Annotated in this window: 18 protein-coding genes; 9 read left to right on the top strand and 9 right to left on the bottom strand. The window is 48.8% G+C overall.

Annotated elements, in window-relative coordinates:
• The first annotated feature begins 12 nt into the window (after nt 1–12).
• From NQ565_RS10920 to NQ565_RS10885, 8 genes are all read left to right on the top strand, one after another.
• Complete coding sequence (locus NQ565_RS10920; protein ID WP_005656732.1) at nt 13–777, top strand: glycerophosphodiester phosphodiesterase family protein; 765 nt, start codon at nt 13–15, stop codon at nt 775–777.
• Between the two features lie 346 nt (nt 778–1,123).
• Complete coding sequence (dapF, locus tag NQ565_RS10915; protein WP_005656734.1) at nt 1,124–1,978, top strand: diaminopimelate epimerase; 855 nt, start codon at nt 1,124–1,126, stop codon at nt 1,976–1,978.
• Between the two features lie 78 nt (nt 1,979–2,056).
• Nucleotides 2,057–3,289: an LL-diaminopimelate aminotransferase gene (locus tag NQ565_RS10910; protein WP_005656736.1), complete on the top strand. Its 1,233-nt coding sequence runs from the start codon at nt 2,057–2,059 to the stop codon at nt 3,287–3,289.
• A gap of 107 nt (nt 3,290–3,396) precedes the next feature.
• Nucleotides 3,397–4,116 (top strand): hypothetical protein, encoded by a 720-nt coding sequence (locus tag NQ565_RS10905; RefSeq protein ID WP_005656739.1) that lies wholly within the window; start codon nt 3,397–3,399, stop codon nt 4,114–4,116.
• A 21-nt stretch (nt 4,117–4,137) separates the two neighbouring features.
• Nucleotides 4,138–4,494, top strand: coding sequence for a P-II family nitrogen regulator (locus NQ565_RS10900; protein WP_005656741.1), 357 nt, complete (start codon nt 4,138–4,140; stop codon nt 4,492–4,494).
• Nucleotides 4,495–4,581: 87 nt separating this feature from the next.
• Complete coding sequence (locus NQ565_RS10895) at nt 4,582–5,976, top strand: ammonium transporter (RefSeq protein ID WP_040316227.1); 1,395 nt, start codon at nt 4,582–4,584, stop codon at nt 5,974–5,976.
• Between the two features lie 59 nt (nt 5,977–6,035).
• Complete coding sequence (locus NQ565_RS10890; RefSeq protein WP_005656745.1) at nt 6,036–8,225, top strand: glutamine synthetase III family protein; 2,190 nt, start codon at nt 6,036–6,038, stop codon at nt 8,223–8,225.
• A 181-nt stretch (nt 8,226–8,406) separates the two neighbouring features.
• Entirely contained in the window at nt 8,407–9,702 is a 1,296-nt protein-coding gene (locus NQ565_RS10885; protein ID WP_016662817.1) for a S28 family serine protease, read from the top strand.
• Between the two features lie 130 nt (nt 9,703–9,832).
• Here the strand turns inward: NQ565_RS10885 and NQ565_RS10880 are convergent, their stop codons facing one another.
• Nucleotides 9,833–11,488 carry an IS1182 family transposase gene (locus NQ565_RS10880; RefSeq protein WP_005656266.1) on the bottom strand — a complete coding sequence of 552 codons (1,656 nt, stop codon included), beginning with the start codon at nt 11,486–11,488 and terminating at the stop codon, nt 9,833–9,835.
• Nucleotides 11,489–11,626: 138 nt separating this feature from the next.
• Nucleotides 11,627–12,970 carry a threonine/serine exporter family protein gene (locus tag NQ565_RS10875; RefSeq protein ID WP_005656749.1) on the bottom strand — a complete coding sequence of 448 codons (1,344 nt, stop codon included), beginning with the start codon at nt 12,968–12,970 and terminating at the stop codon, nt 11,627–11,629.
• A gap of 250 nt (nt 12,971–13,220) precedes the next feature.
• On the opposite strand from NQ565_RS10875, the gene NQ565_RS10870 reads away from it, so the two are divergent.
• Entirely contained in the window at nt 13,221–13,943 is a 723-nt protein-coding gene (locus tag NQ565_RS10870; RefSeq protein WP_005656750.1) for a DUF6064 family protein, read from the top strand.
• A 150-nt stretch (nt 13,944–14,093) separates the two neighbouring features.
• On the opposite strand, the gene NQ565_RS10865 is transcribed toward NQ565_RS10870, so the two are convergent.
• The 7 genes from NQ565_RS10865 to NQ565_RS10835 form a co-directional block, all read right to left on the bottom strand.
• Nucleotides 14,094–16,658, bottom strand: coding sequence for a glycosyltransferase family 1 protein (locus tag NQ565_RS10865; RefSeq protein ID WP_005656752.1), 2,565 nt, complete (start codon nt 16,656–16,658; stop codon nt 14,094–14,096).
• A gap of 37 nt (nt 16,659–16,695) precedes the next feature.
• Complete coding sequence (locus NQ565_RS10860; protein ID WP_005656754.1) at nt 16,696–18,360, bottom strand: glycogen/starch synthase; 1,665 nt, start codon at nt 18,358–18,360, stop codon at nt 16,696–16,698.
• A 420-nt stretch (nt 18,361–18,780) separates the two neighbouring features.
• Nucleotides 18,781–19,245: a V-type ATP synthase subunit K gene (locus NQ565_RS10855; RefSeq protein ID WP_005656759.1), complete on the bottom strand. Its 465-nt coding sequence runs from the start codon at nt 19,243–19,245 to the stop codon at nt 18,781–18,783.
• 170 nt (nt 19,246–19,415) lie between these two features.
• Nucleotides 19,416–21,230 (bottom strand): V-type ATP synthase subunit I, encoded by a 1,815-nt coding sequence (locus tag NQ565_RS10850; protein ID WP_005656761.1) that lies wholly within the window; start codon nt 21,228–21,230, stop codon nt 19,416–19,418.
• Entirely contained in the window at nt 21,227–21,832 is a 606-nt protein-coding gene (locus NQ565_RS10845) for a V-type ATP synthase subunit D (protein WP_005656763.1), read from the bottom strand. Before NQ565_RS10845 ends, NQ565_RS10850 begins: the two co-directional genes overlap by 4 nt.
• A gap of 32 nt (nt 21,833–21,864) precedes the next feature.
• Nucleotides 21,865–23,193, bottom strand: coding sequence for a V-type ATP synthase subunit B (locus tag NQ565_RS10840; protein WP_005656765.1), 1,329 nt, complete (start codon nt 23,191–23,193; stop codon nt 21,865–21,867).
• 8 nt (nt 23,194–23,201) lie between these two features.
• Entirely contained in the window at nt 23,202–24,956 is a 1,755-nt protein-coding gene (locus tag NQ565_RS10835) for a V-type ATP synthase subunit A (protein ID WP_005656768.1), read from the bottom strand.
• Between the last annotated feature and the right edge of the window lie 2 nt (nt 24,957–24,958).

Here is a 24,958-nt window from a genome sequence, read left to right as displayed (position 1 = left end):
ATTCTAAAGCCCATGAAACTGAAAAGCCTTATTATCACTTCCGCCCTGCTACTTGCCGCTTGTGGCTATACACAGGCACAGTCCACCCAAGTCATTGCTCACCGCGGCTTCTGGAAAACAGACGGTTCGGCACAGAATTCCATTGCCGCACTGGTGAAAGCCGACTCCATAAATTGTTACGGTTCCGAGTTCGATGTATGGCTCACCGCCGACAACCAACTTGTAGTAAACCACGATAGCACTTTCAAGGGAGTGAATATGCAGAAATCCACCGCACAACAGTGTACCGCCGTCATACTGGACAACGGAGAGCAACTCCCCACCCTGCGGCAATACTTGGAGAAGGCCGGACAACTGAAAACGCGCCTTATTCTGGAACTGAAATCCCACAAGACACCCGAACAGGAAACACGTGCCGTAGAAAGTATCGTGAAGATGGTGAAAGACATGGGATTGGAGAACCGCATGGAATACATCGCTTTCTCGCGACACGCCACCAAAGAATTTATCCGTCTTACCCCCAAAGGAACTCCGGTATATTATCTGGAAGGCGACCTCTCTCCCAAAGAACTGAAAGAATGGGGATGCGCCGGACCCGACTATCACTTCAGCGTATTCAAAAGACATCCCGAATGGATTAAAGAGTCCCACGACTTGGGCATGAAAGTAAATGCTTGGACCATAAACGATGCCAAAGACATGAAGTGGTTGATTGACCACGGTGTGGATTTCATCACTACCAACGTCCCCGTAGAACTGCAAGAAATATTACAGTAAAAGCATCAGCTTACAATACATTTAGAAAGTTATTACAGACAAGCTGCTTCATTATGAAAACAATGAAGCAGCTTTTATATTTCAAAAAGGTAGTAATAAGCGAATAAAACAATCATTTTTATTATTTCCCCGCAAGAGTGCGAGAGCATTATATTACAATCTTTACGAATATAGCATCATATACTTTTAAATTGAAAGGGAAATCATATATATTTGCACTGAATGAAAGCAGGAATAGAAATAAATAGAAAACAGATATCAATATAGATAAAAATCATCCAAAACGTCGTATATTTGCATTGAAATAAGACAAAAGGATATAGTCAACTAACCAAGTAAGTACAAAATGACAAGAAGCATAAAGTTTACCAAGATGCATGGCGCAGGAAACGACTACATATATGTAGACACTACCCGCTATCCTATCGAGAACCCGGAGAAACTCTCGAAGAAATGGAGCGCACCGCATACGGGAATCGGCAGTGACGGTCTGGTACTTATAGGGCGCTCCGACAAAGCCGATTTCAGCATGCGCATTTTCAATGCGGACGGTTCGGAAGCCAAGATGTGCGGCAATGCCAGCCGGTGCATCGGCAAATACCTTTATGACTACAAGCTGACTTCCAAAACAGAAATCACACTCGATACCCTGTCCGGCATCAAGATTCTAAAACTACACGCGACAGGCGATAAAGTAGACACTGTAACCGTTGACATGGGTATTCCGTCTGACGAACCCGTGAACTATGACGGCAAGGGGAGCAAGCCGATGACAGAACATCCCATCGAAATAGACGGCATACGCTATACGGGTACTACCGTATCCATGGGAAACCCGCATCTGGTAATCTTCGTGAACGACATTACGAAGGTAGACCTCTCCTCTATCGGCCCCAAACTGGAGAATCACCCTCTCTTCCCCGACCGCACCAATGTGGAGTTTGCCCAAGTATTGGAAGAGGGAAAGATAAGGATGCGCGTATGGGAACGGGGTTCGGGCGTCACCCGAGCCTGTGGAACAGGAGCCTGTGCCACAGCCGTAGCCGCTTTCCTCACAGGACGTGCCGGAAGAAAATCAATCATCGGCATGGATGGAGGAACACTCACCATTGAATGGGATATAGCCACCAAGCACGTCTTTATGACGGGAGAGGCAACCAAGGTGTTCGAGGGAGAGATGGAGACGGATGAAGAATTATGAATGAATATACGCTTTTGTGCCACATGGCAATTCTTCATTATTAATTCATCATTATTAAATAATTAAACCAACAGAGATATGGCATTAGTTAATGAACATTTTTTGAAACTGCCCGGAAGTTACTTATTTTCGGACATAGCCAAAAAAATTAATACTTTCAGGATAACGCACCCTAAAAAAGAAGTCATCCGTCTGGGTATCGGAGACGTTACCCGTCCGCTGCCGCAAGTTTGCATCGAAGCGATGCACAAGGCAGTGGATGAGATGGCTGATGCCAAGACATTCCGCGGATACGGTCCTGAACAGGGTTATGACTTTCTGATTGATGCCGTTATCAAACACGATTACGCGACACGCGGCGTTCATTTCAGCCCACAAGAAATCTTCATCAACGACGGAGCCAAGAGCGATACGGGAAACATAGGCGACATACTCCGCCATGACAACAGTGTGGGAGTAACCGACCCTATCTACCCCGTCTACATTGACAGCAACGTAATGTGCGGACGCGCCGGCATATTGGAAAAAGACGGCAAATGGAGCAATGTAACCTATATGCCCTGTACGGCCGAAAACAACTTTATCCCCGAAATACCGGACAAACGTATCGACATCGTCTACCTCTGTTACCCCAACAATCCTACGGGTACTACCCTTACCAAACCCGAACTGAAAAAGTGGGTGGACTATGCCCTTGACAACGACACGCTTATCCTATTTGATGCCGCCTACGAGGCTTTCATCCAAGAGGACGATGTGCCCCACTCCATATACGAAATAAAAGGGGCGAAAAAATGCGCCATCGAGTTCCGCAGTTTCTCAAAGACAGCCGGATTTACAGGCGTACGCTGCGGCTACACCGTAGTACCGAAAGAACTGACCGCCGCTACGCTGGAAGGTGAACGTATCTCCCTCAACAAACTGTGGAACCGCCGCCAATGCACCAAGTTTAATGGTACAAGCTACATTACCCAGCGTGCCGCCGAAGCCATCTACACCGCAGAAGGCAGACGGCAGGTAAAAGAAACGATTGACTACTATATGAACAACGCCCGCACCATGAAAGAAGGACTGGAAACATCCGGGCTGGAAGTGTACGGCGGTGTGAACGCTCCATACATCTGGCTGAAAACCCCGAACGACATAAGCTCTTGGCGGTTCTTCGAACAAATGTTGTACGAAGCCAATGTAGTGGGTACTCCGGGTGTAGGCTTCGGGCCAAGCGGTGAGGGATATATCCGCCTGACCGCTTTCGGCAAACACGAAGACTGTGTGGAAGCCATAAAACGCATCCGCAACTGGCTGAAATAAAAGTGAAGAATATAAACATCCTACTATTTAATAGTTCAAGCACAATACTATACTAACAGAACCGGACTGATCATCCGCAATTTTTCTAACTAAAAAGGTAAGAAGGTATGAAAACAAGAAACACAAAATTAGGAGTAATAGCAATAACGTTACTATCAGCTGCAATGCCTTTCACGGCAAAGGCACAGGACAAAGTAAAAGCATCCGTAGGCGCAGACATCGTAAGCGGCTACATCTGGCGCGGACAAGACTTGGGCGGTGTAAGCCTTCAACCCAACGCATCCATCGCCTATAAAGGTTTGTCTTTGGAAGCATGGGGATCGGTAGGTATTGAAAAGACAGATGCCGACGGTTACGATGCTAAAGAGTTCGACCTCACACTGGGCTACTCCACCGGTGGTTTTAGCGTATCAATTACTGATTATTGGTATAATACCGGAGCAGGTTACTTCCACTACGGTGCCCACAATACAACCCACCTGTACGAAGCCCAAGTGGGTTACGACTTCGGACCGGTAGCAGTAAACTGGTACACCAACTTTGCCGGAGACGACGGTGTCAAGGAGAATGGTGACAGAGCCTATTCATCCTATATTTCCATAGCCGCTCCGTTCAAATTGGGCGGACTTGACTGGACAGCCGAAGTAGGCGCCACTCCATGGGAAACGGACTTCTACGGAGCAAGCGGATTTGCCGTATGCGACGTCAGCCTCGGAGCTACAAAGGATATCAGGATAACCAATTCATTCTCCCTGCCACTCTTTGCCAAAGCTACTTGGAATCCCTGTTCGGAAAGAGCATACTTCGTAGTAGGATTAAGTTTTTAAGAACAATAAAACACTTAAGGTATGAAAAAGATTGAAGCTATCATCCGCAAAACCAAATTCGAGGAAGTGAAAGACTCACTCCTCGAAGCAGATATCGAATGGTTCTCTTATTACGATGTAAGAGGTATCGGAAAATCCAGACAAGCCCGTATTTACCGTGGTGTACTGTACGACACCAGTTCCATCGAACGTATCCTCATCTCTATCGTTGTACGCGATAAAAACGCAGAAAAGACAGTACAAGCTATCATCAAAGCCGCACAAACCGGCGAAATCGGCGACGGCCGTATCTTCGTCATCCCCATTGAAGACGCTATCCGCATCCGCACCGGAGAACGGGGTGACATTGCCCTCTATAATGCCGAACAGGAAAGATAACCGGCAGCACTCAACCCACAGGATTTTCATTGAGCGGCGTGCTCAGTGAAAAACAAAATACAAGTACAACTAAAAACCCAAAAGATTATGGACAAATATATGAAACGCAGTTTCACAAAACTGCGTACGGCCCTTGCTATACTCATAGCTTGCTGCCTCACAACAGATATGTATGCACAAACCGCCGTAGCTGCGGATAGTGTGGCAACCGATACCGTCGCCCAGTTGGTTTCCGGTGTCAACACCGTCTGGATGTTACTTGCAGCCATGTTGGTATTCTTTATGCAACCGGGCTTCGCATTGGTGGAAGCCGGTTTCACCCGCACCAAGAACACCGCCAACATACTGATGAAAAACTTTGTGGACTTCATGTTCGGCTCACTTCTTTACTGGCTGGTAGGTTTCGGCATCATGTTCGGTTTAGGCGACTTCTTCGGAACTCCTCACCTCATGAGCCTGTTGTTCGATAGCAATGGCCTGCCCGACCCCGCTTCATTGCCTACCGAAGGTTTCCTCGTATTCCAAACCGTATTCTGCGCCACTTCCGCCACAATTGTTTCGGGAGCTATGGCGGAGCGTACAAAGTTTTCCATGTATCTGGTTTACACAATCTTCATCAGCGTACTGATTTATCCCGTTTCCGGGCACTGGACTTGGGGTGGTGGATGGCTGATGAACGGTGAAGCAGGTTCCTTCATGACGGAAACATTCGGAACTACCTTCCACGATTTCGCAGGTTCTACCATTGTACACTCCGTAGGCGGTTGGATTGCATTGGTAGGTGCAGCTATCCTCGGTCCGCGCATCGGCAAGTACGGCAAAGACGACCGGTCAAAAGCCATCCCCGGACACAACCTCACCATTGCGGCACTGGGCGTGTTCATCCTATGGTTCGGATGGTTCGGTTTCAACCCCGGCTCTCAGTTGGCGGCAGCCACTACCGAGGATCAGGTAACTGTCTCGCTCGTATTCCTCAACACTAACTTGGCAGCTTGCGCTGGTGGTTTCTTTGCCCTGGCCGTCAGTTGGCTGAAATACGGCAAACCGTCCCTGTCACTCACGCTGAACGGTATTTTGGCGGGATTGGTAGGCATTACGGCAGGATGCGACGCCGTTGCTCCGCTGGGTGCGGTCATCATCGGCGCCATCTGTGGCGTACTGATGATATATGCCGTAGAATTCATTGACAAAGTACTGAAAATTGACGACCCCATAGGCGCATCTTCCGTACACGGCGTATGTGGTTTCACGGGAACGGTACTTACCGGACTGTTCTCTACCAGTGAAGGTCTGTTCTACGGTGCGGGTGCGGGCTTCCTCGGAGCACAGATATTCGGTGCGGTAATTGTCGGACTTTGGGCGGCAGGTATGGGCTTCATCATCTTCAAAGTACTCGACAAGATACACGGCTTGCGTGTTCCGGCTCGCGTGGAGGAAGAAGGACTTGACATCTACGAGCACGGAGAGTCCGCTTACAACTAAAACAAGTTTTTTTATTCTATCATATATTTATAAACCAACAATTACAATTCTAAGGTATTATGTCAAAATTGAGATTCAGAGTAGTAGAGACGGCGTTCAAGAAGAAACCCGTTGCAGTGGCAGTCCCGGCGGAACGTCCGTCGGAATACTTCGCCAAGTATGTATTCAACAAGGAAAAGATGTTCAGGTATCTGCCGAGCAAGGTATATGCCAAACTGATTGATGTAATTGACAACGGTGCGCCGCTGGACCGCAGTATTGCTGATGAAGTGGCGGCGGGAATGAAGAAATGGGCGCTTGAGATGGGAGCCACCCACTACACGCACTGGTTTCATCCGCTCACCGAAGGCACTGCCGAAAAACACGACGCTTTTGTGGAACACGACGGCAAGGGCGGCATGATGGAAGAATTCACAGGCAAGTTGCTTGTGCAGCAGGAACCGGACGCATCCAGCTTCCCCAACGGCGGTATCCGCAACACGTTCGAGGCACGCGGATATTCAGCATGGGACCCCTCTTCTCCCGCGTTCATAGTAGATGATACGCTCTGCATTCCTACCATCTTCATTGCCTACACGGGTGAATCTCTTGACTACAAAGCGCCGTTACTCAAAGCACTGCGTGCAGTGGACAAGGCAGCGGTAGACGTATGCCGCTACTTCAACCCGGACGTAAAGAAAGTAGTGGCGTACTTGGGCTGGGAACAGGAATACTTCCTGATTGACGAAGGCCTTTACGCCGCCCGCCCCGACCTGTTGATGACCGGCCGCACACTGACCGGACACGATAGTGCCAAGAACCAACAACTCGAAGACCACTACTTCGGCGCCATCCCTCCGCGTGTGGCAGCCTTTATGAAGGAGTTGGAAATCGAAGCGTTGAAACTCGGAATCCCTGTCAAGACCCGCCACAACGAGGTAGCTCCCAACCAATTCGAGTTGGCTCCTATCTTCGAGGAATGCAACCTTGCAGTAGACCACAATATGCTCATCATGGCTCTGATGCGCAAGGTGGCACGTAATCACGGCTTCCGAGTACTGTTGCACGAAAAGCCATTCAAGGGTGTCAACGGCAGCGGCAAGCACAACAACTGGTCGTTGGGTACGGACACGGGCATCCTGCTCCATGCCCCCGGCAAACTGCCCGAAGACAACCTACGCTTCATCACCTTCGTAGTAAATACCTTAATGGCAGTCTACAAACATAACGGATTACTGAAAGCCAGCATCTCCAGCGCCACAAACGCCCACCGACTGGGAGCGAATGAAGCGCCTCCTGCAATCATATCCAGCTTCCTCGGCAAGCAGTTGAGTCAGGTTCTAGAACATATTGAGGAAAGCACTAAGGATAACCTCATCAGCCTCAGCGGCAAACAGGGCATGAAGCTGGACATTCCGCAGATACCCGAGCTAATGATAGACAACACCGACCGTAACCGTACCAGCCCGTTTGCCTTTACGGGCAACCGCTTCGAGTTTCGTGCCGTAGGTTCGGAAGCCAACTGTGCCAGCGCCATGATTGCCCTGAACTCCGCTCTTGCCGAGCAACTGGTAGAATTCAAGAAGGATGTAGACAAACTTATCGGGAAGGGTGAACCGAAGATTTCGGCTATCCTCGACGTTATCCGCAAATACATCAGGATATGCAAGCCCATTCACTTCGACGGTAACGGCTACAGCGACGAATGGAAAGCCGAGGCCAAAAAACGCGGTCTGGACTGCGAAACCAGTGTACCCCTCATCTTCGACAACTATCTGAAGCCCGAAAGCATCCGTATGTTCGAGTCTGTAGGCGTAATGACGCAAAAGGAACTGGAAGCCCGCAACGAAGTGAAGTGGGAGACCTATACCAAGAAAATTCAGATTGAAGCCCGCGTGCTCGGTGACTTGGCGATGAATCACATCATTCCCGTAGCCACTCAATATCAGACGGATTTGATAGACAATGTCTACAAAATGAAAGACCTCTTCCCGGTAGAGAAAGCTGCAAAACTGTCTGCCAAGAATTTGGAACTCATCGAAGAGATTGCCGACCGTACCACCTTCATCAAGGAACATGTAGATACCATGATAGAAGCCCGCAAGGTTGCCAACAAGATTGAATGTGAACGCGACAAAGCCATCGCTTATCACGACAACATCGTACCGATGATGGAAGAAATCCGCTATCACATCGACAAGTTGGAACTCATCGTTGACAACCAGATGTGGACATTACCGAAATACAGGGAACTGTTGTTTATAAGATAAAGAGCTATTTCAGACATACAAACTCTGAAACCGGAAATTATCTATTTCTTTTGTTGGTTGTTTTAAGTTTGCAGGGGAAAGAAGTGCCGTGATGGTAGTTCTTTCCCCTTTTTTATCCGGCAGACAGCAGCCTGAAGAGGAAAACAGATTATCTTTGTCCCCAATTACAAATAAACACATTATGAAAGACCTGCGTACACGCCATACAGCATTGCTGCTGTTTACATTCTTGCTGGCATCGGTATCCTTATCCGCACAGACCGGCTTACAGCAGAAACTAAGTGAGATTTCCGCCATAACGGAAACCCAACCGTTGGAATCTACCGAGTTTTCGGAGAAGTATGTAACCTATTTCACCCAGCCGCTCGACCACCGGCATCCCAAGAAAGGAAGTTTCCGCCAGCGGGTTATCGTGGCGCATGCGGGCTTCGATCGTCCCACGGTCATTATAACCGAAGGATATGGAGCCGCCTACGCGCTCAAGCCCCAATATCGCGAGGAACTTTCCAGGCTCCTCAATGCCAATATGGTATTTGTGGAATACCGCTATTTCCTGGAATCCACTCCCGAACCCAAAGACTGGCGATACCTTACAGCCGAAAGTTCCGCCGATGATTTGCACGCGGTAACAACCGCATTCAAAAACATATATCCCGGAAAATGGATTGCTACCGGTATCAGCAAAGGCGGACAGACCGCCCTGCTCTACCGCACATTCTATCCGGACGATGTGGATGTATCCGTTCCTTACGTGGCTCCCCTCTGCTACGGAACAGAGGACGGCCGTCACGAACCGTTCCTCAAAAAAGTGTCTACGGATGAAGACCGTAAAAGAATTACCGACTTCCAGCTGGAAATCCTGAAACGCAAAGCGGCCTTACTCCCCCTTTTCGAGAAATACTGCACCGAACAAGAGTATAAGTTCCGTGCTCCTATCGAAGAGATATACGACTATTCGGTACTGGAATATTCATTCGCGCTCTGGCAATGGGGTACTCCCGTCGGCAGCATTCCGCTACCCACAGCCACCGACGCAGAACTCATAGCCCACCTGCTGGCCATCAGCGACCCGTCCTATTTCACAACCGACAGTACCAACGCCTCTTTCTTCGTACAGGCCGCACGCGAATTGGGCTATTACGGCTACGACACCCGTCCTTTCAAAAAGTATCTCTCCATCAAGTCCGGCAAAGGCTACCTGCATCGCCTGATGCTTCCCGAGGAACTGAAAGATATGCCTTTTGACAAGACACTCAGTAGGAAGATTAAGGGATTCTTGCAAAAGAACGACCCGAAAATGATATTCATCTACGGTGAAAACGATCCCTGGACGGCTGCCGGAGTTACCTGGCTCAAAGAGAAAAAGAATATTCACGTATTCATTCAGCCGGGCGGCAGCCATCTGGCACGCATCTCCACACTGCCCGAAAAGGAGAAAGAAGAAGTGATGAAGCTGCTAAACGAATGGTTGCGGTAAACGCACCCGTTCTTTCGCAGCATCCTGTTTCTGCCGCATAAGGGAAAAGACACAAACGGAAAAGAAGGTGTGTCGTAATGCACGATGCACCTCTTTTTTGTTCATCACTATACAAATCTGTTCATTTTCTTTAAGCTGCGATAATTCGAAGATTTCTTTGATTTATGTGTCTCCAGCATCTAAATAAAGCGACAGTAAGTTCATAAAACCATCCAATCAGCCATTTCGTATCTTCTTTTGTCAGTTTTGCACACATTTTTTTTATATTGAAGGCAATGGCTAGGAAGGCAAAGTCCATGAAGACCTTGTCCTTTCCAAAATGTCGGAAACGTTTGTAGTTCATATTGTTTTTAATTTGTCCGAACACGGCCTCCGGTTCTATGCATCTCTGCCCTCTGTGTTTCAGTCCTTTCTCAGAGCAGAGCAGTTCTTTGGCTCTCCGCTTGTATTGTCTAAGCCTATGATTCAGTTCTATCGTCCTGTTTCCTTTTGCTTTAAAACAGCGGCATCGCAGGGGACAACCTTCACACCTGACAGCTCTGTACCGTGCATTTTCGCTGACATATCCGGATGCGGTTTTCACATTCCTGGTGCCTATCCTCCGCATCCTTTGCCCCATAGGGCAGATGCAGAAGTCATGTTCTTCATTGTAGTAGAAGTTTTCGGCCTTGAACGGGGCCGGTTTGAATCTCGGCCGCTGCTCCATGTGGAAATAGTTGTACTTTACGTAGGCTTCCATGCCGTTTTCGGACATGAAGCGGTAATTCTCTTCGGAGCCATAGCCGGAATCAGCAACCACCGTATGGGCCATCCGTTCATACCTGTTTGAAAAAGATTGCAGGAAAGGAATCAGGGTCAGTGTATCCGTAGGGTTCGGGAAGAGTGCAAAATCGGTGATGAACTGATTTTCGGTGCCGATTTGAAGGTTGTAACCGGGCTTCGTCTGTCCGTTGCGCATGGCATCCTCCTTCATTCTCATAAAAGTAGCGTCCTTGTCCGTCTTGGAATAGGAATTCCTCTCTTGCAGTGTTTCCAGATGGCAGTCGTATTCCTGCAGTTTGTCCCTGTGTTCTTCCAGTTCCTTCAGCTGTTTGCGTTTCTTTTTCAGTTCAGTCTTTTCCTCTTTCGCGGATGGCTCGGAAACCTGTTCCAGTGCATGACGCAATTCTCCTGCCATTTCAGTCAGCATGGCCGGAGTGAACTCAACTTCCTCATTGTTCTCTGATGACTTCTCCTGAGCAATGACATCGTCTATCTGCCCTAACAGGACATGTATCTTCTTCATCAGGCGTTCACGGTTCCGCTCAACCGTTTTTCGCCAGACGAAAGTGTACTTGTTGGCTTTGGATTCGAGCTTTGTCCCGTCAATATATTCCACATTCAGGCTGATGAAGCCTTTGGAAGAGAGAAGAAGTACGGTTTGCGTAAACACTTCGTTAATTTCCTTCTTCACCCGGTTGCGGAAACGGTTGATGGTAATGAAATCCGGTTTCTCATATCCGGCCAGCCAGATATAATGGATGTCACGGTGAAGGAGTTTTTCAATTTTCCGGCAGGAGTAGATGTTGTTCATATAGGCATACAGAATGACCTTGAGCATCATCTTGGGGTGGTAAGGGCTGCGACCGCATTCCTTATACAGTTTTCTGAAACTTTCAAGATTCAAGCCCTCAACCAGGGCGTCAACCATGCGCACCGGATCGTTTTCTGCAATATCCTCATCAATTCTTTGAGGAAAAAGAACGGTTTGGTTGGGATTGTAAGGACGAAAATGTATCTTTGTCATAGTAAAGAACTTATGCTTAAAGATACAAAATCTTTAGGTAATAACAAAGCCCCAGCTTGTGAAAGTCGGGGCTTTGTGCGTAAAAAACAGAAGGTGTGCATTTTGACACACCTTCCTTTTATATCAAACATACCACTCTTACCACTCAAGGAACTTTCCCCTCTCCCTGCGCTTCTGCAACTCCTCTTTCAGGAAGCGCTGACGGTCTTTGGCTATATAACGGCGGGCAAAGATGTTGGGAACGGCTACCCCCAGCGCAATGCAAAGGATAATCAACGAAGCGTTGATACCGTTGGACACAGCCACCGTGACCTCGCCCACCACTCCGTGCATATTGATGAGCGCCACCAGCGCACGGTACATCAACACTCCCGGAATCATCGGAATGACGGAAGGAATGGTAAGCACGTGATTAGGCACATGAAACCAGTGGACTGCCTTCACCGCCACCAGACTCACCACCATGGCTCCCATGAAAGAACCGATGACCGGACCGAGCCCCAACTCGAAGTTGACGAAATTACGCGTACACACGGCAAGGATTCCCCCTACCGCAACCACCCACAGCAGACGGCGCTGGATATTGAATATCATGGAGAAGCCCATCGCGGATATGGCTGCCGCAATGGCGTATATATAATAAGGATCGTGCGGAACCATGCTCAGTTCGCTGAACTTCTTGTCAATCACCACATCTTCCATAGCCAGCAGGCGCATGGCCATCACAATGCCGAACGCCATGGCACACACCATGAGTACCGTATTAACGGCACGCACGATGCCCACCTGTATGTAGTTGTCAATCATGTCGTCCACAAAGTTTATAATGGGAACTCCCGGCACAATGAACAGCGCGCACGCCAGTAGCGGATGGTAAGGCGTGCCCGAAAGCCCTGTAAAGGTAGTGATATAAGCCAGACATGTGGACACCAGCGCCGCAATGGTGATGCTCATATACAGATTGATACCGAACTCTATGCAGCGCGCACGGACACGGAAACCTGCAAAAGCGGCGATAGAGGCAAACAGAAAGGCAACCCAGTCGCTGCCGAACAGCTTGCAGAAGCCACCACAGGCAAAACCCGCACCGATGGCAACAAGATAGGGGGTGTAGTTCCGCTTCTTGTTTTTTATCTTCTCCAGCTCTTCCTCGTAGCGGTCGAGCGAATAGTCTTCCTCAATGGCACGCCAGGACAGCTTGCTGATTTCGGATATGGCCGTCATGTTGATACCATGTTTCTCGCACTTCTGAAATTTGGAATAAGAGTGCGATTCGTCACTCAGGTTCACCACCAGCATTGTATAAGTCACGTCGATGTGAAGATTTTCCTCAGGTAGTCCCAAATAAGCCGCCACACGATTCATATTGCGTACAATGCGATTGGTATCGGCAGCACTCTCCACTAATATTTTCCCCGTACGAAGCAATAAATCAAGCTTCCTGCGCAAGATAATCTCTTGCTCGACCATTGTTTTATCCATCAAACTTTCCACTAACTAATATCTGATTTTTACCTATTTTCAAAAAGGAGTACAAAAGTACATAAAAAGCATGAGTTTCCTACACCGGCATAACAAAGAAATCATTTTTTCTTTAGAGGAAAGAAAGGCAAAATAGGGAAAAGAATTTCATATCTCATCGGAAACCGATACCTTTGCACACATTTTCGGACAAAAGAAAACGGGCAGAGCGAATGTTCATCATATCTCCCGGAAACAAAAGCTGACTTATATGGAAACATTTTGGAACACCATCGCACAGTATAATGAAAGCACCTGGTGGGCGCAGATTCTCATTACCGCAGCGGGCATCCTGCTGACTGCATTGCTATACCGTCGTCCCACCGTCTGGACAAAACGCTCAATGAAAATATATATGGTATTCCTCAACGGCTGGATAGCGCTGGTGTACTACGCAATGTACTGCGACACGCGCAACTATCACTACGTTCTCTCCGCATTCTGGGGAACCGTCGCATTGATTTGGCTGTGGGATTTATTTACCGGTTACACTCCGTTCGAGCGTAACCCCAAGTACCCTATGCTGGCAGGAGTGCTCTATGCGATGCCCTTCCTATACCCGCTCCTTTCGTGGGCGCGCGGCATGGAGTTCCCGATGATGACGACCACAGTAATGCCCTGCTCGGTAGCCGCATTTACCATCGGACTTCTGTTGGCGTTCTCGCGCAAAGTCAATCTGCTCGTTATCCTCTTCCTCTGCCACTGGGCGCTCATCGCTTTCTCCAAAGTGTATGTGTACAAGATTCCCGAAGACCTGCTGCTGGCAAGCGCCACCGTACCTGCCATCTACCTGTTCTTCAAGAATTACATAGCCCAAAACCTGCACAAGGAAACGAAACTGAGCGCACGTCTCATGAACTGGTTCCTGATTCTGATGTGCATCGTTATCGGGGTATTCCTGAGCATCACGCTCTTTCAAGAGGTAGGAAAATAAACGGACCGACACACGTATTCATCACCGTTTGCCCATATAATAATACCCTATAAAAAAACAGACCATCCGTTTCGGGTAAACGGATGGTCTGTCTGTATCAAACGGATGATGCGTTTCATACCAACGCACCATCTGTTTTGTTATCTTATCTTAGATGAACCAGCGAACATAGCAGAAGTCCTGACGGTGAGGCAGTTCTGCGTTCTTCGGGAACATACGGTAAGCTACCTTGAAGCTGCCTGCGTTCTCCAGCTTATGTGTTGCCCGGAACGTATAGAGGTCACCCTCTTTCTTCACTACTTCAAACGGTGCTACGGAGTAAACGTGCTGCTTGCCGTCCTGAGCTGTATAAGTAGTAACCAGTTCCAGACCGATAGCATCGTCCAGCCCCTTCTCGTCGATAACGTAGGTAATGGTGTACTCCTTACCGCTTTCGAGAGAGCCTTTCACCAGTTCTTCGGTCTTTTCGCAGGATACGACTTCGATGCTGTCCCACTTGGCCACAACTTCTTCCTTCCATGCTGCGAGTTCCTTGGCTTTGGCATAGTTGTTGGCAGCCAATGCCTTGAAGCGTTTTGCTTCCTTGGTGTAGAACTTGCTATAGTAATCGTCCAACTGACGCTTCATTGTGTAATGAGGCGCAATCTGTGCGATGGAGTTCTTGATGGTTCTGATCCAGCCTTCGGAATATCCCTTCTTGTTGCGTGCATAGTACAACGGCAGGATTTCCTGTTCGAGGATGCTGTAAATGGTAGCGGCATCCAACTGGTCTTGGTATTCCTGATTCTGGTAAGTACGTTTTTCGGTCAACGCCCAGCCTGCACCTTCACGATAGCCTTCCAGCCACCATCCGTCGAGCACGGAGAAGTTTACCACACCGTTCATCAACGCTTTCTCACCGGAAGTACCGGATGCTTCGAGCGGACGTGTCGGAGTGTTCAGCCAGATATCCACACCCGATACAAGACGGCGTGCCAACTGCATGTCGTAGTTCTCGAGGAAGATAATCTTACCCAGGAATTCGGGACGGCGGGAGATTTCGATGATTCTCTTAATCAATCCCTGACCTGCACCGTCGTGCGGGTGGGCCTTACCCGTAAAGAGGAACTGTACCGGATAGTCGGGGTTGTTCACAATCTTGGACAGACGGTCCAGGTCGGTGAACAGCAGGTGTGCACGCTTGTAAGTGGCGAAACGGCGTCCGAAACCTATCAGCAGTGCATTCGGGTTAATCTTGTCCAGCAGAGACACAACACGTGAGGGGTCTCCCTGGTTGTTCAGCCATGTCTTGCGGTATTCCTTACGGACGTAGTCAATCAGTTTGTTCTTCATGGCCATGCGCGTCTTCCAGATCTCTTCGTCGGGTACGCTGTAGATAGCTTCCCAAATCTTAGGATTGGACTGGTCGTACCAGAAGTTTTCATCGAAGTGCTTGGCATAGAGCTGCTTCCACTCCGTTGCGCTCCATGTGGGGAAGTGTACACCATTGGTGACGTAGCCCACGTGCATTTCTTCCGGGAAGTAACCTTTCCAGATGGGAGCAAACATCTCCTGGGAAACCTTTCCGTGCAACCAGCTTACACCGTTCACTTCCTGAGAAGTGTTGCAGGCAAATACGGACATGCAGAAACGCTCGCCCTTGTCGCCGGGGTTGTTGCGGCCGAGGTCCATGAGGTCGTCCCAAGTGATACCCATACGGGCAGGATAACCGCCCATGTACTTGCCGAAGAGACCTTCGTCGAAGTAGTCGTGGCCGGCAGGAACCGGAGTGTGTACGGTGTACAGAGAAGAGGCGCGTACCAGCTCGATAGCCTGGTCGTAGGTCAGACCTTCGGCTACGTAGTCGCAGATGCGCTGTACGTTAATCAACGCTGCGTGGCCTTCGTTGCAGTGATATACGTCTTTCTTGATACCCAGCTTCTTCAAGGTAAGGATACCGCCGATACCGAGCAGGATTTCCTGCTTCAAACGGTTCTCCCAGTCGCCGCCGTAAAGCTGGTGAGTGATGGAACGGTCGAACTCGCTGTTCATCTCGTTGTCCGTATCGAGCAGATAAAGGGAGATACGGCCTACGTTCACTCTCCAAAGATAAGCATGTACGTAGTAATCCAGGTAAGGAACATCGACTACAACCTGCTTTCCGTTTTCGTCCAATACGCGGTCGAGAGGCAACTGGCCGAAGTTCTGGGCTTCGTAGTTGGCAATCTGCTGTCCGTCCATAGACAAGGTTTGGGTGAAATAACCGTAACGGTACAGGAAACCTACGGCACACAAGTCTACGTTGCTGTCGGAAGCCTCTTTCAAATAGTCGCCGGCAAGTACGCCCAGACCACCGGAATATATCTTAAGTACATGATTCAAACCGTATTCCATACTGAAATATGCAACGGAAGGACGATTGCTGTCGGGTTTTACATCCATGTAATTGCGGAACTTGGAATATACATCTTCCATTCTGCGCAAAATAACCTTATCTTCAGCAAGCGCCTCAAGCTTGGCATAGCTCATACGTTCCAACAGCAGAACAGGGTTCTGTCCTACTTCTTTCCAAAGAGCAGGGTCAAGGTCTCTAAACAGTTCGGTGGCTTCAAAGTTCCATGACCACCAAATGTTACGTGCAAGTTCGGATAACTTCTCCAATTCAGCGGGGATGTGAGATTTAACGTTCACATCTTTCCAGTTCGGAGTGTTTACATTACTAACTTTAATCTTCATTGTATGATTACTTGATTGATTAATATAATTCTTTTTATCAGCCCAACTGACGCTTCATCGCATTGCGCAACGCAAGGTCGTAGGCTTCATAATAATATTGTATGAAATGCTTCCATAAGGCCTGCTCTGCCACTTGGGCGGCACGCTTACGGATTTCTTTGATTTCCGCATCTGTCTTTGTAGAGAACAAAGTTATGGTATCCTTGATACCGTCCGCCACTTCGGAATAGTTATAGTCCGAACGGTGCAGCACCTCTACTCCATCGTTGATACCGTGCTGGTTCTTCAGGCTGTTCACCCAAAGTCCGAAGCCGGCAAGGTCGGTCGTAATGGTGGGCACGCGGAAAGCCACGCTCTCCAACGGGGTATATCCCCACGGCTCATAGTAAGAGGGATAAACGCTGAGGTCCTCTCCCAGTATCAGGTCGTAATAATGCTTGTTGAGAATGCCGTCCTTACCGTCCAGATAGCAGGGAACGAAGATTACCTTCACCTTGTCTTCGGGACGGTTGCCCATACCGAGGTACTTCAGCATGTCCAGCACCTGGTCGTGCGTCATGTTGTGCAGCCAGTGCGTGATGAAAGGTACTTCCAAAGGAGTGGTATAATGCTCGTCTTTCTTTTTCAGACGCTGCTGCAGGTCTTCGCGGGGGTCACCCACCCAACCGGGTACGTTGACGAAAGCCAGCACTTTCTTATTCAGATTCTTATCACGGTTCAAACGGTTCAATGATTCCAGGAACACATCGATGCCCTTGTTCTTGAACTCGTAACGGCCGCTGGTTCCGATGATAAGCGTATCATCATCAAATTCCTGTCCCAACAGACTGTTTGCCACACGCAACATAGTGGAACGCGCCCGCTTGCGCTTACCGGTAAATGTAGAGCCTTTCGGAACGAAATCGTCCTCAAAGCCGTTCATCAGGACTACATCGGCAGGCTTGTCGAGCAGTTCCTTGCACTCGTTGTTGGTGATTTCGCTTACGGTAGTGAAACAGTCTACGTAATGGGCGGTCTGCTTTTCGATGGAATGTTTGGACTCCATATTCAGCTCCTGCGCCATTTGGTCGCCGTTGTAGGCAAAAAGATAATCGTATAGCGGTTTGTTGTTGCCCGCAATAGAACGGCCTATCGAAGTGGCATGGGTGGTGAATATCGTAGCGATTTCAGGAACGGCAGTCTGCAAGTAAAGCGCAGCCATACCGGTCATCCACTCATGTGCCTGAAATACAACCTTGTCCGTTTCCGTCAGGTTATACCGGTAGAAACTCTCCACCACCTTTCCGGTGGCGTATGCAAACATCGAGGCTTCATCGTAGTCACCGTATGCGTGCAGTGAATCCACCTGATAGTGTTCCCACATCTCCGCATAAATTTCATTCTTTTGTGCAAAGAAAGGTTGGAAGTCAACCAATATGACAATAGGTTCGCCCGGAATGTTCCAGCGGCCTACGCGGACAGAGAGGTTGTCTTTTTCAATAGCATATTTCTTCCATGCGGCACAAAGGTTATCGGACTCGATAAATAAAGGGTTCTCTTTACCTTGCCAGAAGTCCGGGCCTACAAAAAATACTTTATCGCGGAATTTTGTCTGCAAAGTGTTTGCTCTGGTAGACAAAACTGTATAGATACCGCCTACTTTATTACATACTTCCCAGCTCGCTTCGAAGATGTAATCGGGGGTAAGTAGTTCTTTAACCATATATGTTATAATCTCTTTATCGTAATTGTGGCTGCAAAAGTACGCATTATTCTTTGAAAAATAGCCTTTTAATCGAAAAAACTGATTAAATGTGCATAAACAATCGTTTGCATAAATACTACCGGCAAACGCTAAAAGCCCACCAATACAGAGAAGAGCGAAGATTACCGATGAAAAGAGAAAAAACAGAAGTTTGTACGGAATAGAAGGAAAAGACAGAGAAGAAGATATGAAAAAGAGGGTATATCAAAACTTAAACTCGCTTGCTGTCTGTTTCTTTTTAGGCACGGATTACACGGAAAACACAGATTTTCTTTGTTCTTTTTCCGTATAATTCCGTGACTAAAAGAAATCAGCAAGTATATTTTGACACCCTCTTCTTTTATTTCAACTGCTATTTGTGCAGTCGGTAATTGCTGTTTATGCGGTCAGCGCACTGCCAATCAAGAAAGTGGCAGCCAAAGCTACAATCGCATAAAGTTCGGGGAATACGGCAAGAATCAGCGTGTTGCTGAATACGTCGTGTCCCTGACCGATAGCGGCGATACCGTTGGCGCAAACCTGTCCCTGACGGATAGCGGAGAACAAGGCAACCAATCCCAAAGCAATACCTGCACCCAGAATGGCAGCAGCCTGAATGGCAGTCATGCCCGGAGTAAGGATGCCGAAAATAGTCTGGAACATAAAGTAGCCTGCAAAACCGTACAAGCCCTGAGTACCGGGAAGAGCGGTCAGCACAAGGAAGTTACCGAAAGCACCGTCGTTCTTCTTCAGCGCACCGATAGCCGCATTACCGGCAATTGTCACACCGTAGGCACTACCGATACCCGACAAACCAATCATCACTGCAATGCCAATATAGGCAATCAATAAATTCATTTCCATAATCTTATTCGTTTTTTATTGTTTATATTTTATTTGTTTCTCTTAAAGATTTCTTTTGAAGAATTCTCCTGAAGACTCTCGGAGAAAAGATCACACTATCTCCGCGCAGCTCCTATCTTCCTCTTTTATCAATCCTTTATTCTCTATTTCTCAATTTAAATTCTCAACTCTCAATTCTTAAACGGCTTGTATTCCTTGCCTCCGCCTTCGTATCCGGAGTTCTTGAAGAATTCCACAAAGGTCAGACGCATGGGGTGAACCATTGCACCGAGCACGTTCATAAAGATATTGATGGCATGGCCGATAACGAATATCAGTACCATTACGATGGGACCTGCAATGACATTGTCAGGACTCATGCCCACCGCCAAGCTGTTGAACACCCCTGCAAGGATACCACCCGACAGTCCGAGGGCAAACAGACGTACATACGACAACACATCGCCCAGCAATCCGGTAGCCATATTGTAGGAATCCCAAAGCCCAAGCCCGATATTGAGGAATATGTTCTTTCCCGGACTGTTGTAGAGGAATATCATGGCTGCCGCCACACCGAGGATGCACAGATGCACCGTACCGCCCAATGGCATGACTTCCGGCAGCAAGGCTCCTACTCCGCAGGAAACCAGCAATATAATCCAGCCAATCGTAGCCACGGCATACTTGAACCCGAACTGAATACCCTGGTTCACCGCTTTCAGCACCATACCGAACAATATCTGCACCACACCGAGTATCAACGACAACTGGAACATATCGTTATTGTCCATGAACAAGGCCGCTTTCATTTTTTGGAAGAAAGGCAGGTCGATATCGTAAATGTTCGCTCCGAAGAACGTGCCGGTCAGCAATCCGCAGAAGAAAGTGGATGCCGCCAATACCTGCACCAATGAGAGGACAGGTCTCATCGCAGCGCTGATGTTCTTGGCAAACAGACGGTACAGGGTTGCTCCGAGAAACAGGAACAGCCCGTAACCGGAGTCTCCCAGACACAAGCCGAAGAACACCATAAAGAAAGGTGCAAAGAACGGCGTCAGGTCCAGCTCGTTATACTTGGGCAGCATATAGAGCTTGCATATAGGCTCGAACCAGGCAAAGAAACCTTTGTTGTTCAACTGTATAGGCACGTTGTCGCCCGGTACGGGAGAGGTTACCTCGTAGTACACGTGCTGCGCATCGAGCCATTCGGAGATTTCTCCGACTCTGGACGCCGGCGCCCAGCCTTGCAGCAGCATCAGCTTCTCTCCTGCCGTAGCTTCCGTATTCAGCATTACTTTGGAGAATTCCATGTCGGTGTTCACCTCTTTCAAGGCTGCACGCAACGAAGGGATTTCTCTCTCGGCAAGCACTTTCATTTTTTCCTCGTTATCCGCCAGAGCCTGTTCCGTCTCGTTACAAAGCACTTGTACGCGCTCCAATGAGTAAGGCGGCAACTTGGCCTGCTCTGCATCCAAATCTGTTTCTTCCGAATTCCTGGTCACGGTAACGAAATAAACGCGAGAGGACTGACGGCTGATAACCATCGCATTATAGGTATCTTCCCAGGTTGCGTCGTAATTGCCTTCCGAGCAACTGTAAAAGCCTACTTCCAGTCCGGCATCGTGCAGACGCGACAGGCTTGCGGGTTCAAAGTTACCCCATGGCTCCAGCGCAGCTTTTTCCTTCTGATAGGTCTGCAACTGCTGTTGCAACTTATTCTTTTCGGCTTGCAACTCGTCCACTTCGCTCAGCACTTCCAGCCCGCGGGCTGCCGAGGCGGGTGTTTCCTCCACCGCCGGCCTGGCGGGCTTAAACGCCTGCAACAGCTTTTCCGTAGCCTGCAGGCGGGCAGACAGACGGATACTGTCCTGTAACTCCGTATTGTCGGCAACGCCTTGCTGCTTTTCGGCCACATGCACCACACCGAGGTCGCGCACACCGTTCAGGAATGCTTCGTACTCCTTATAATATACAAGGAACGTGAGCTTCTTCATTTTCGTAATCATGCTTCTGCCTCCTTCCTTTTCTCTTGGTGGGACTTCATGATTTTCTGCGACGACTTGGAGAGGTTCTCCTCGTCTTCCATAAACCGCTTGATTTTGCGCAGTGCATCCTGATAGCCCGGAATCTGTACTTTCTCAAAAAGATTCACCTTTTGGGTGGTCTTTTTACGCGCATGTTCCAGCAAGTTCAGCTTGGCCACGGTAAACTCCCGTTCAATGGCCGTGTGTGCCAGTTCCTTGAGCAGATGCAACCCGTCTGCATACCATTTGGGCGCATTGAACAAGCTGTAAGGGCGTATCTCGAAATCTACATTCTCGAGCAACGGCACTCTTACGCCGGCAATCTTCTTCACACCAAGATGAACATCGCTGACCTTTATCAATGAGGCATCAAACTCATTCCAAAGGGCGAACATGGCTTCATAAGCTTGGATTTCCTTTTCCAACCTCGCGTCCAGCGCGGCAGCATCGGCCTTGCAGCGCTTCACTTCCATACGCAGGGCGCTCTCCTTGTTCTTAATGATGGGGAGCGTGCGCACACGTACTTTCAGTTGCTTTTCCAACTGCTGGAGCGACGTTTTATTATATTGAAACTTAATAGCCACTTCGTTAGTGATTAATGGTTAATTATAAGTGATTAGTTTTCTGTTTTGGGCCAGAATTCGTCCACAAGTTCTTTCTTGATGTTCACCTCTTCCGGACGGAAATACTTGCCGAACAAGCTCCAGGCTACGTCGAGCATCTCCGTGGTGTCGAGGTTTACGTCGATAGCCAGCAACTGGTTGGAGTAGTCCTTGGCAAAGGCAAGCGTACGCTCGTCGTAGTTCGTCAGGTCGAAACCGTTCTCCAGCTTCGTCTTGGCATTGGCGGCATCGGCATACAGACGTACGGCGGCATTCATCACCTGCGGATGGTCCTTACGGGTCTTCTTACCGGTAACGAGCTGTTTCAGACGAGACAATGAACGGAACGGGTCGACGATAACCTTACCGATGTCACTGTCACGGCGAAGGAACAACTGCCCCTCGGTGATATACCCCGTATTATCGGGCACAGCATGCGTAATATCGCCGCCGGACAAGGTAGTCACGGCGATAATCGTAATAGAACCGCCGCTGGGGAACTGCACCGCCTTCTCGTAAATCTTCGCCAAATCCGAATAAAGCGAACCCGGCATGGAGTCTTTGGACGGAATCTGATCCATACGGTTGGACACGATGGCCAGCGCATCGGCATAGGACGTCATGTCTGTAAGCAATACCAATACCTTTTCATTGTTGTTCACCGCAAAGTATTCGGCAGCGGTCAGCGCCATATCCGGAATCAGCAGACGTTCCACGGGGGGATTCTCGGTAGTATTCATGAAGCTGACGATACGGTCGAGCGCACCGGCATTGGAGAATACATTCTTGAAGTACAGGTAGTCGTCGTTCGTCATACCCATACCGCCGAGGATAATCTTATCAGTTTCCGCACGCAGGGCTACGTTGGCCATCACCTGATTGAAAGGCTGGTCGGGGTCCGCGAAGAACGGAATCTTCTGTCCGGACACCAACGTATTGTTCAGGTCGATACCTGCGATACCGGTTGCAATCAGTTCGGACGGTTGCTTACGGCGTACCGGGTTCACGGACGGACCGCCGATTTCCACTTCCTGACCTTCGATGGACGGACCGCCGTCGATAGGATCGCCGAAAGCGTTGAAGAAACGTCCGGCAAGCTGGTCGCTCACTTTAATGGTAGGAGCCTTGCCCAGAAACACCACCTCTGCATTGGTGGGGATACCTTCAGTACCCTCGAAAACCTGCAAAGTCACATCGTCACCGGCAATCTTCACCACCTGGGCCAGCTTGCCGTTTACGGTTGCCAACTCATCATACCCTACCCCCGTGGCTTTCAGCGAGCACGTGGCTTTCGTAATCTGAGTAATCTTAGTATATATTTTTTGAAATGCTTTTGTTGCCATCTTATTATTTATGCTTTACGTTCTTCAATCAATTCCTGCAACTGTTTGTAGAAATTGTCATACTCTTCCGATTTGAATTTCGAGTAGTTCATCTGCTTGCAGATGTTAATCATTTTCTTGAAGTAATCCATTACCTCGTTGAAGTTGTCGAACTCAAATTCCGTATGGCAGATGTCGATAACCATGTTCAGGATTTCTTCCTGACGTTCCATGGGAGTTACGGCGTCAATCTCGTCGAAAGCATCCTGTTGCAGGATAACGAAGTCAATCAGTTCCGATTTCCAGAAGGTTACGTGATATTCCACGGGTACACCGTCATCGCCGAGAATGTTGATTTGCTCCGCAATTTCCTTACCGCGTTGCAGACGGGTCTTGACTTCGTTTACCTTGCCAATCCATTCGCCGTTGATACGCTTGGTTATATAATCCTCGAATTCGGGATACTCGATATATTTGGAATATGAGTCGATAGGGTTTACGGCAGGATAACGCTTCTTATCCGCACGGTCTTGTTCGAGGGCGTAGAAGCAGCGGGCCACCTTCTTGGTATTTTCGGTTACGGGTTCTTTCAAGTTACCGCCGGCAGGCGATACAGTACCAATGAAGGTAATGGAACCCGTTTCGCCGTTGTTCAGCTTCACGTATCCGGCACGGCCGTAGAAGTTGGAAATGATAGAAGACAAGTCCATCGGGAACGCGTCCGGACCGGGCAACTCTTCCATACGGTTGGACATTTCGCGCAATGCCTGTGCCCAACGGGAAGTAGAGTCGGCCATCAGCAACACCTTCAATCCCATGCTGCGATAATATTCCGCAATGGTCATGGCCGTGTACACAGATGCTTCACGGGCTGCCACCGGCATGTTGGACGTATTGGCGATGATAATGGTACGCTCCATCAGCTTACGGCCTGTATGCGGGTCGACCAGTTCGGGGAATTCCGTAAAGATTTCCACAACCTCGTTGGCGCGTTCACCGCAGGCGGCGATGATTACGATATCGGCTTCCGCCTGTTTGGAAATGGCGTGCTGGAGCACTGTCTTACCCGTACCGAACGGGCCGGGGATAAATCCCGTACCACCCTCCACAATCGGATTGACGGTATCGATTACACGCACACCCGTTTCCAACAATTTGAAAGGACGCGGCTTCTCTTTATAGTTCGTCATGGCTCGCTTCACGGGCCATTTCTGAATCATATTCACTTTTACATCGTTACCTTCTTCGTCGGTCAGAACAGCAATGGTATCCTCGATACCGTAATCGCCTTCCTTTACGATGGACTTCACGGTACATACACCTTTCTGCCCGAAAGGAACCATGATTTTCAACGGCTGGAAGTTTTCATCCACCTGCCCCAGCCATGCAGCGGCTTCCACTTGGTCGCCTGCCTTTGCCAAAGGCACAAAATGCCATTTGCTTTCCTTATCCAACGGATACGTATATTGTCCGCGCTTCAGGAAAACGCCATCCATTTTATCGAGGTCGTTTTGCAGACCGTCATAGTTTTTAGAAAGCATACCGGGACCCAATGTCACTTCGAGCATGTGTCCGGTAAACTCAGCTTCGGCTCCCACCTTCAGTCCACGGGTGCTTTCAAACACCTGTACATAGACCTGAGTGCCTACCACTTTAATAACCTCCGCCATCAATCGGTCTCCGCCGGTCGAGATATAACAAATCTCGTTCTGTGCCACGGGGCCGTCAACTACGAGGGTCACCATATTGGCTATTACGCCACTAACAGTTCCTTTTGTTGCCATAT

Source organism: Bacteroides stercoris ATCC 43183 (assembly GCF_025147325.1).
Classification (GTDB): domain Bacteria; phylum Bacteroidota; class Bacteroidia; order Bacteroidales; family Bacteroidaceae; genus Bacteroides; species Bacteroides stercoris.
This window is presented reverse-complemented; position numbering and strand designations above follow the sequence as displayed.

Excerpts from the sequence above, each read along its gene's own strand:
- NQ565_RS10920 (WP_005656732.1), top strand. The coding sequence starts at position 13 with ATGAAACTGAAAAGCCTTATTATCACTTCCGCCCTGCTACTTGCCGCT.
- dapF (WP_005656734.1), top strand. The coding sequence starts at position 1,124 with ATGACAAGAAGCATAAAGTTTACCAAGATGCATGGCGCAGGAAACGAC.
- NQ565_RS10910 (WP_005656736.1), top strand. The coding sequence starts at position 2,057 with ATGGCATTAGTTAATGAACATTTTTTGAAACTGCCCGGAAGTTACTTA.
- NQ565_RS10905 (WP_005656739.1), top strand. The coding sequence starts at position 3,397 with ATGAAAACAAGAAACACAAAATTAGGAGTAATAGCAATAACGTTACTA.
- NQ565_RS10900 (WP_005656741.1), top strand. The coding sequence starts at position 4,138 with ATGAAAAAGATTGAAGCTATCATCCGCAAAACCAAATTCGAGGAAGTG.
- NQ565_RS10895 (WP_040316227.1), top strand. The coding sequence starts at position 4,582 with ATGGACAAATATATGAAACGCAGTTTCACAAAACTGCGTACGGCCCTT.
- NQ565_RS10890 (WP_005656745.1), top strand. The coding sequence starts at position 6,036 with ATGTCAAAATTGAGATTCAGAGTAGTAGAGACGGCGTTCAAGAAGAAA.
- NQ565_RS10885 (WP_016662817.1), top strand. The coding sequence starts at position 8,407 with ATGAAAGACCTGCGTACACGCCATACAGCATTGCTGCTGTTTACATTC.
- NQ565_RS10880 (WP_005656266.1), bottom strand. The coding sequence starts at position 11,488 with ATGACAAAGATACATTTTCGTCCTTACAATCCCAACCAAACCGTTCTT.
- NQ565_RS10875 (WP_005656749.1), bottom strand. The coding sequence starts at position 12,970 with ATGGATAAAACAATGGTCGAGCAAGAGATTATCTTGCGCAGGAAGCTT.
- NQ565_RS10870 (WP_005656750.1), top strand. The coding sequence starts at position 13,221 with ATGGAAACATTTTGGAACACCATCGCACAGTATAATGAAAGCACCTGG.
- NQ565_RS10865 (WP_005656752.1), bottom strand. The coding sequence starts at position 16,658 with ATGAAGATTAAAGTTAGTAATGTAAACACTCCGAACTGGAAAGATGTG.
- NQ565_RS10860 (WP_005656754.1), bottom strand. The coding sequence starts at position 18,360 with ATGGTTAAAGAACTACTTACCCCCGATTACATCTTCGAAGCGAGCTGG.
- NQ565_RS10855 (WP_005656759.1), bottom strand. The coding sequence starts at position 19,245 with ATGGAAATGAATTTATTGATTGCCTATATTGGCATTGCAGTGATGATT.
- NQ565_RS10850 (WP_005656761.1), bottom strand. The coding sequence starts at position 21,230 with ATGATTACGAAAATGAAGAAGCTCACGTTCCTTGTATATTATAAGGAG.
- NQ565_RS10840 (WP_005656765.1), bottom strand. The coding sequence starts at position 23,193 with ATGGCAACAAAAGCATTTCAAAAAATATATACTAAGATTACTCAGATT.
- NQ565_RS10835 (WP_005656768.1), bottom strand. The coding sequence starts at position 24,956 with ATGGCAACAAAAGGAACTGTTAGTGGCGTAATAGCCAATATGGTGACC.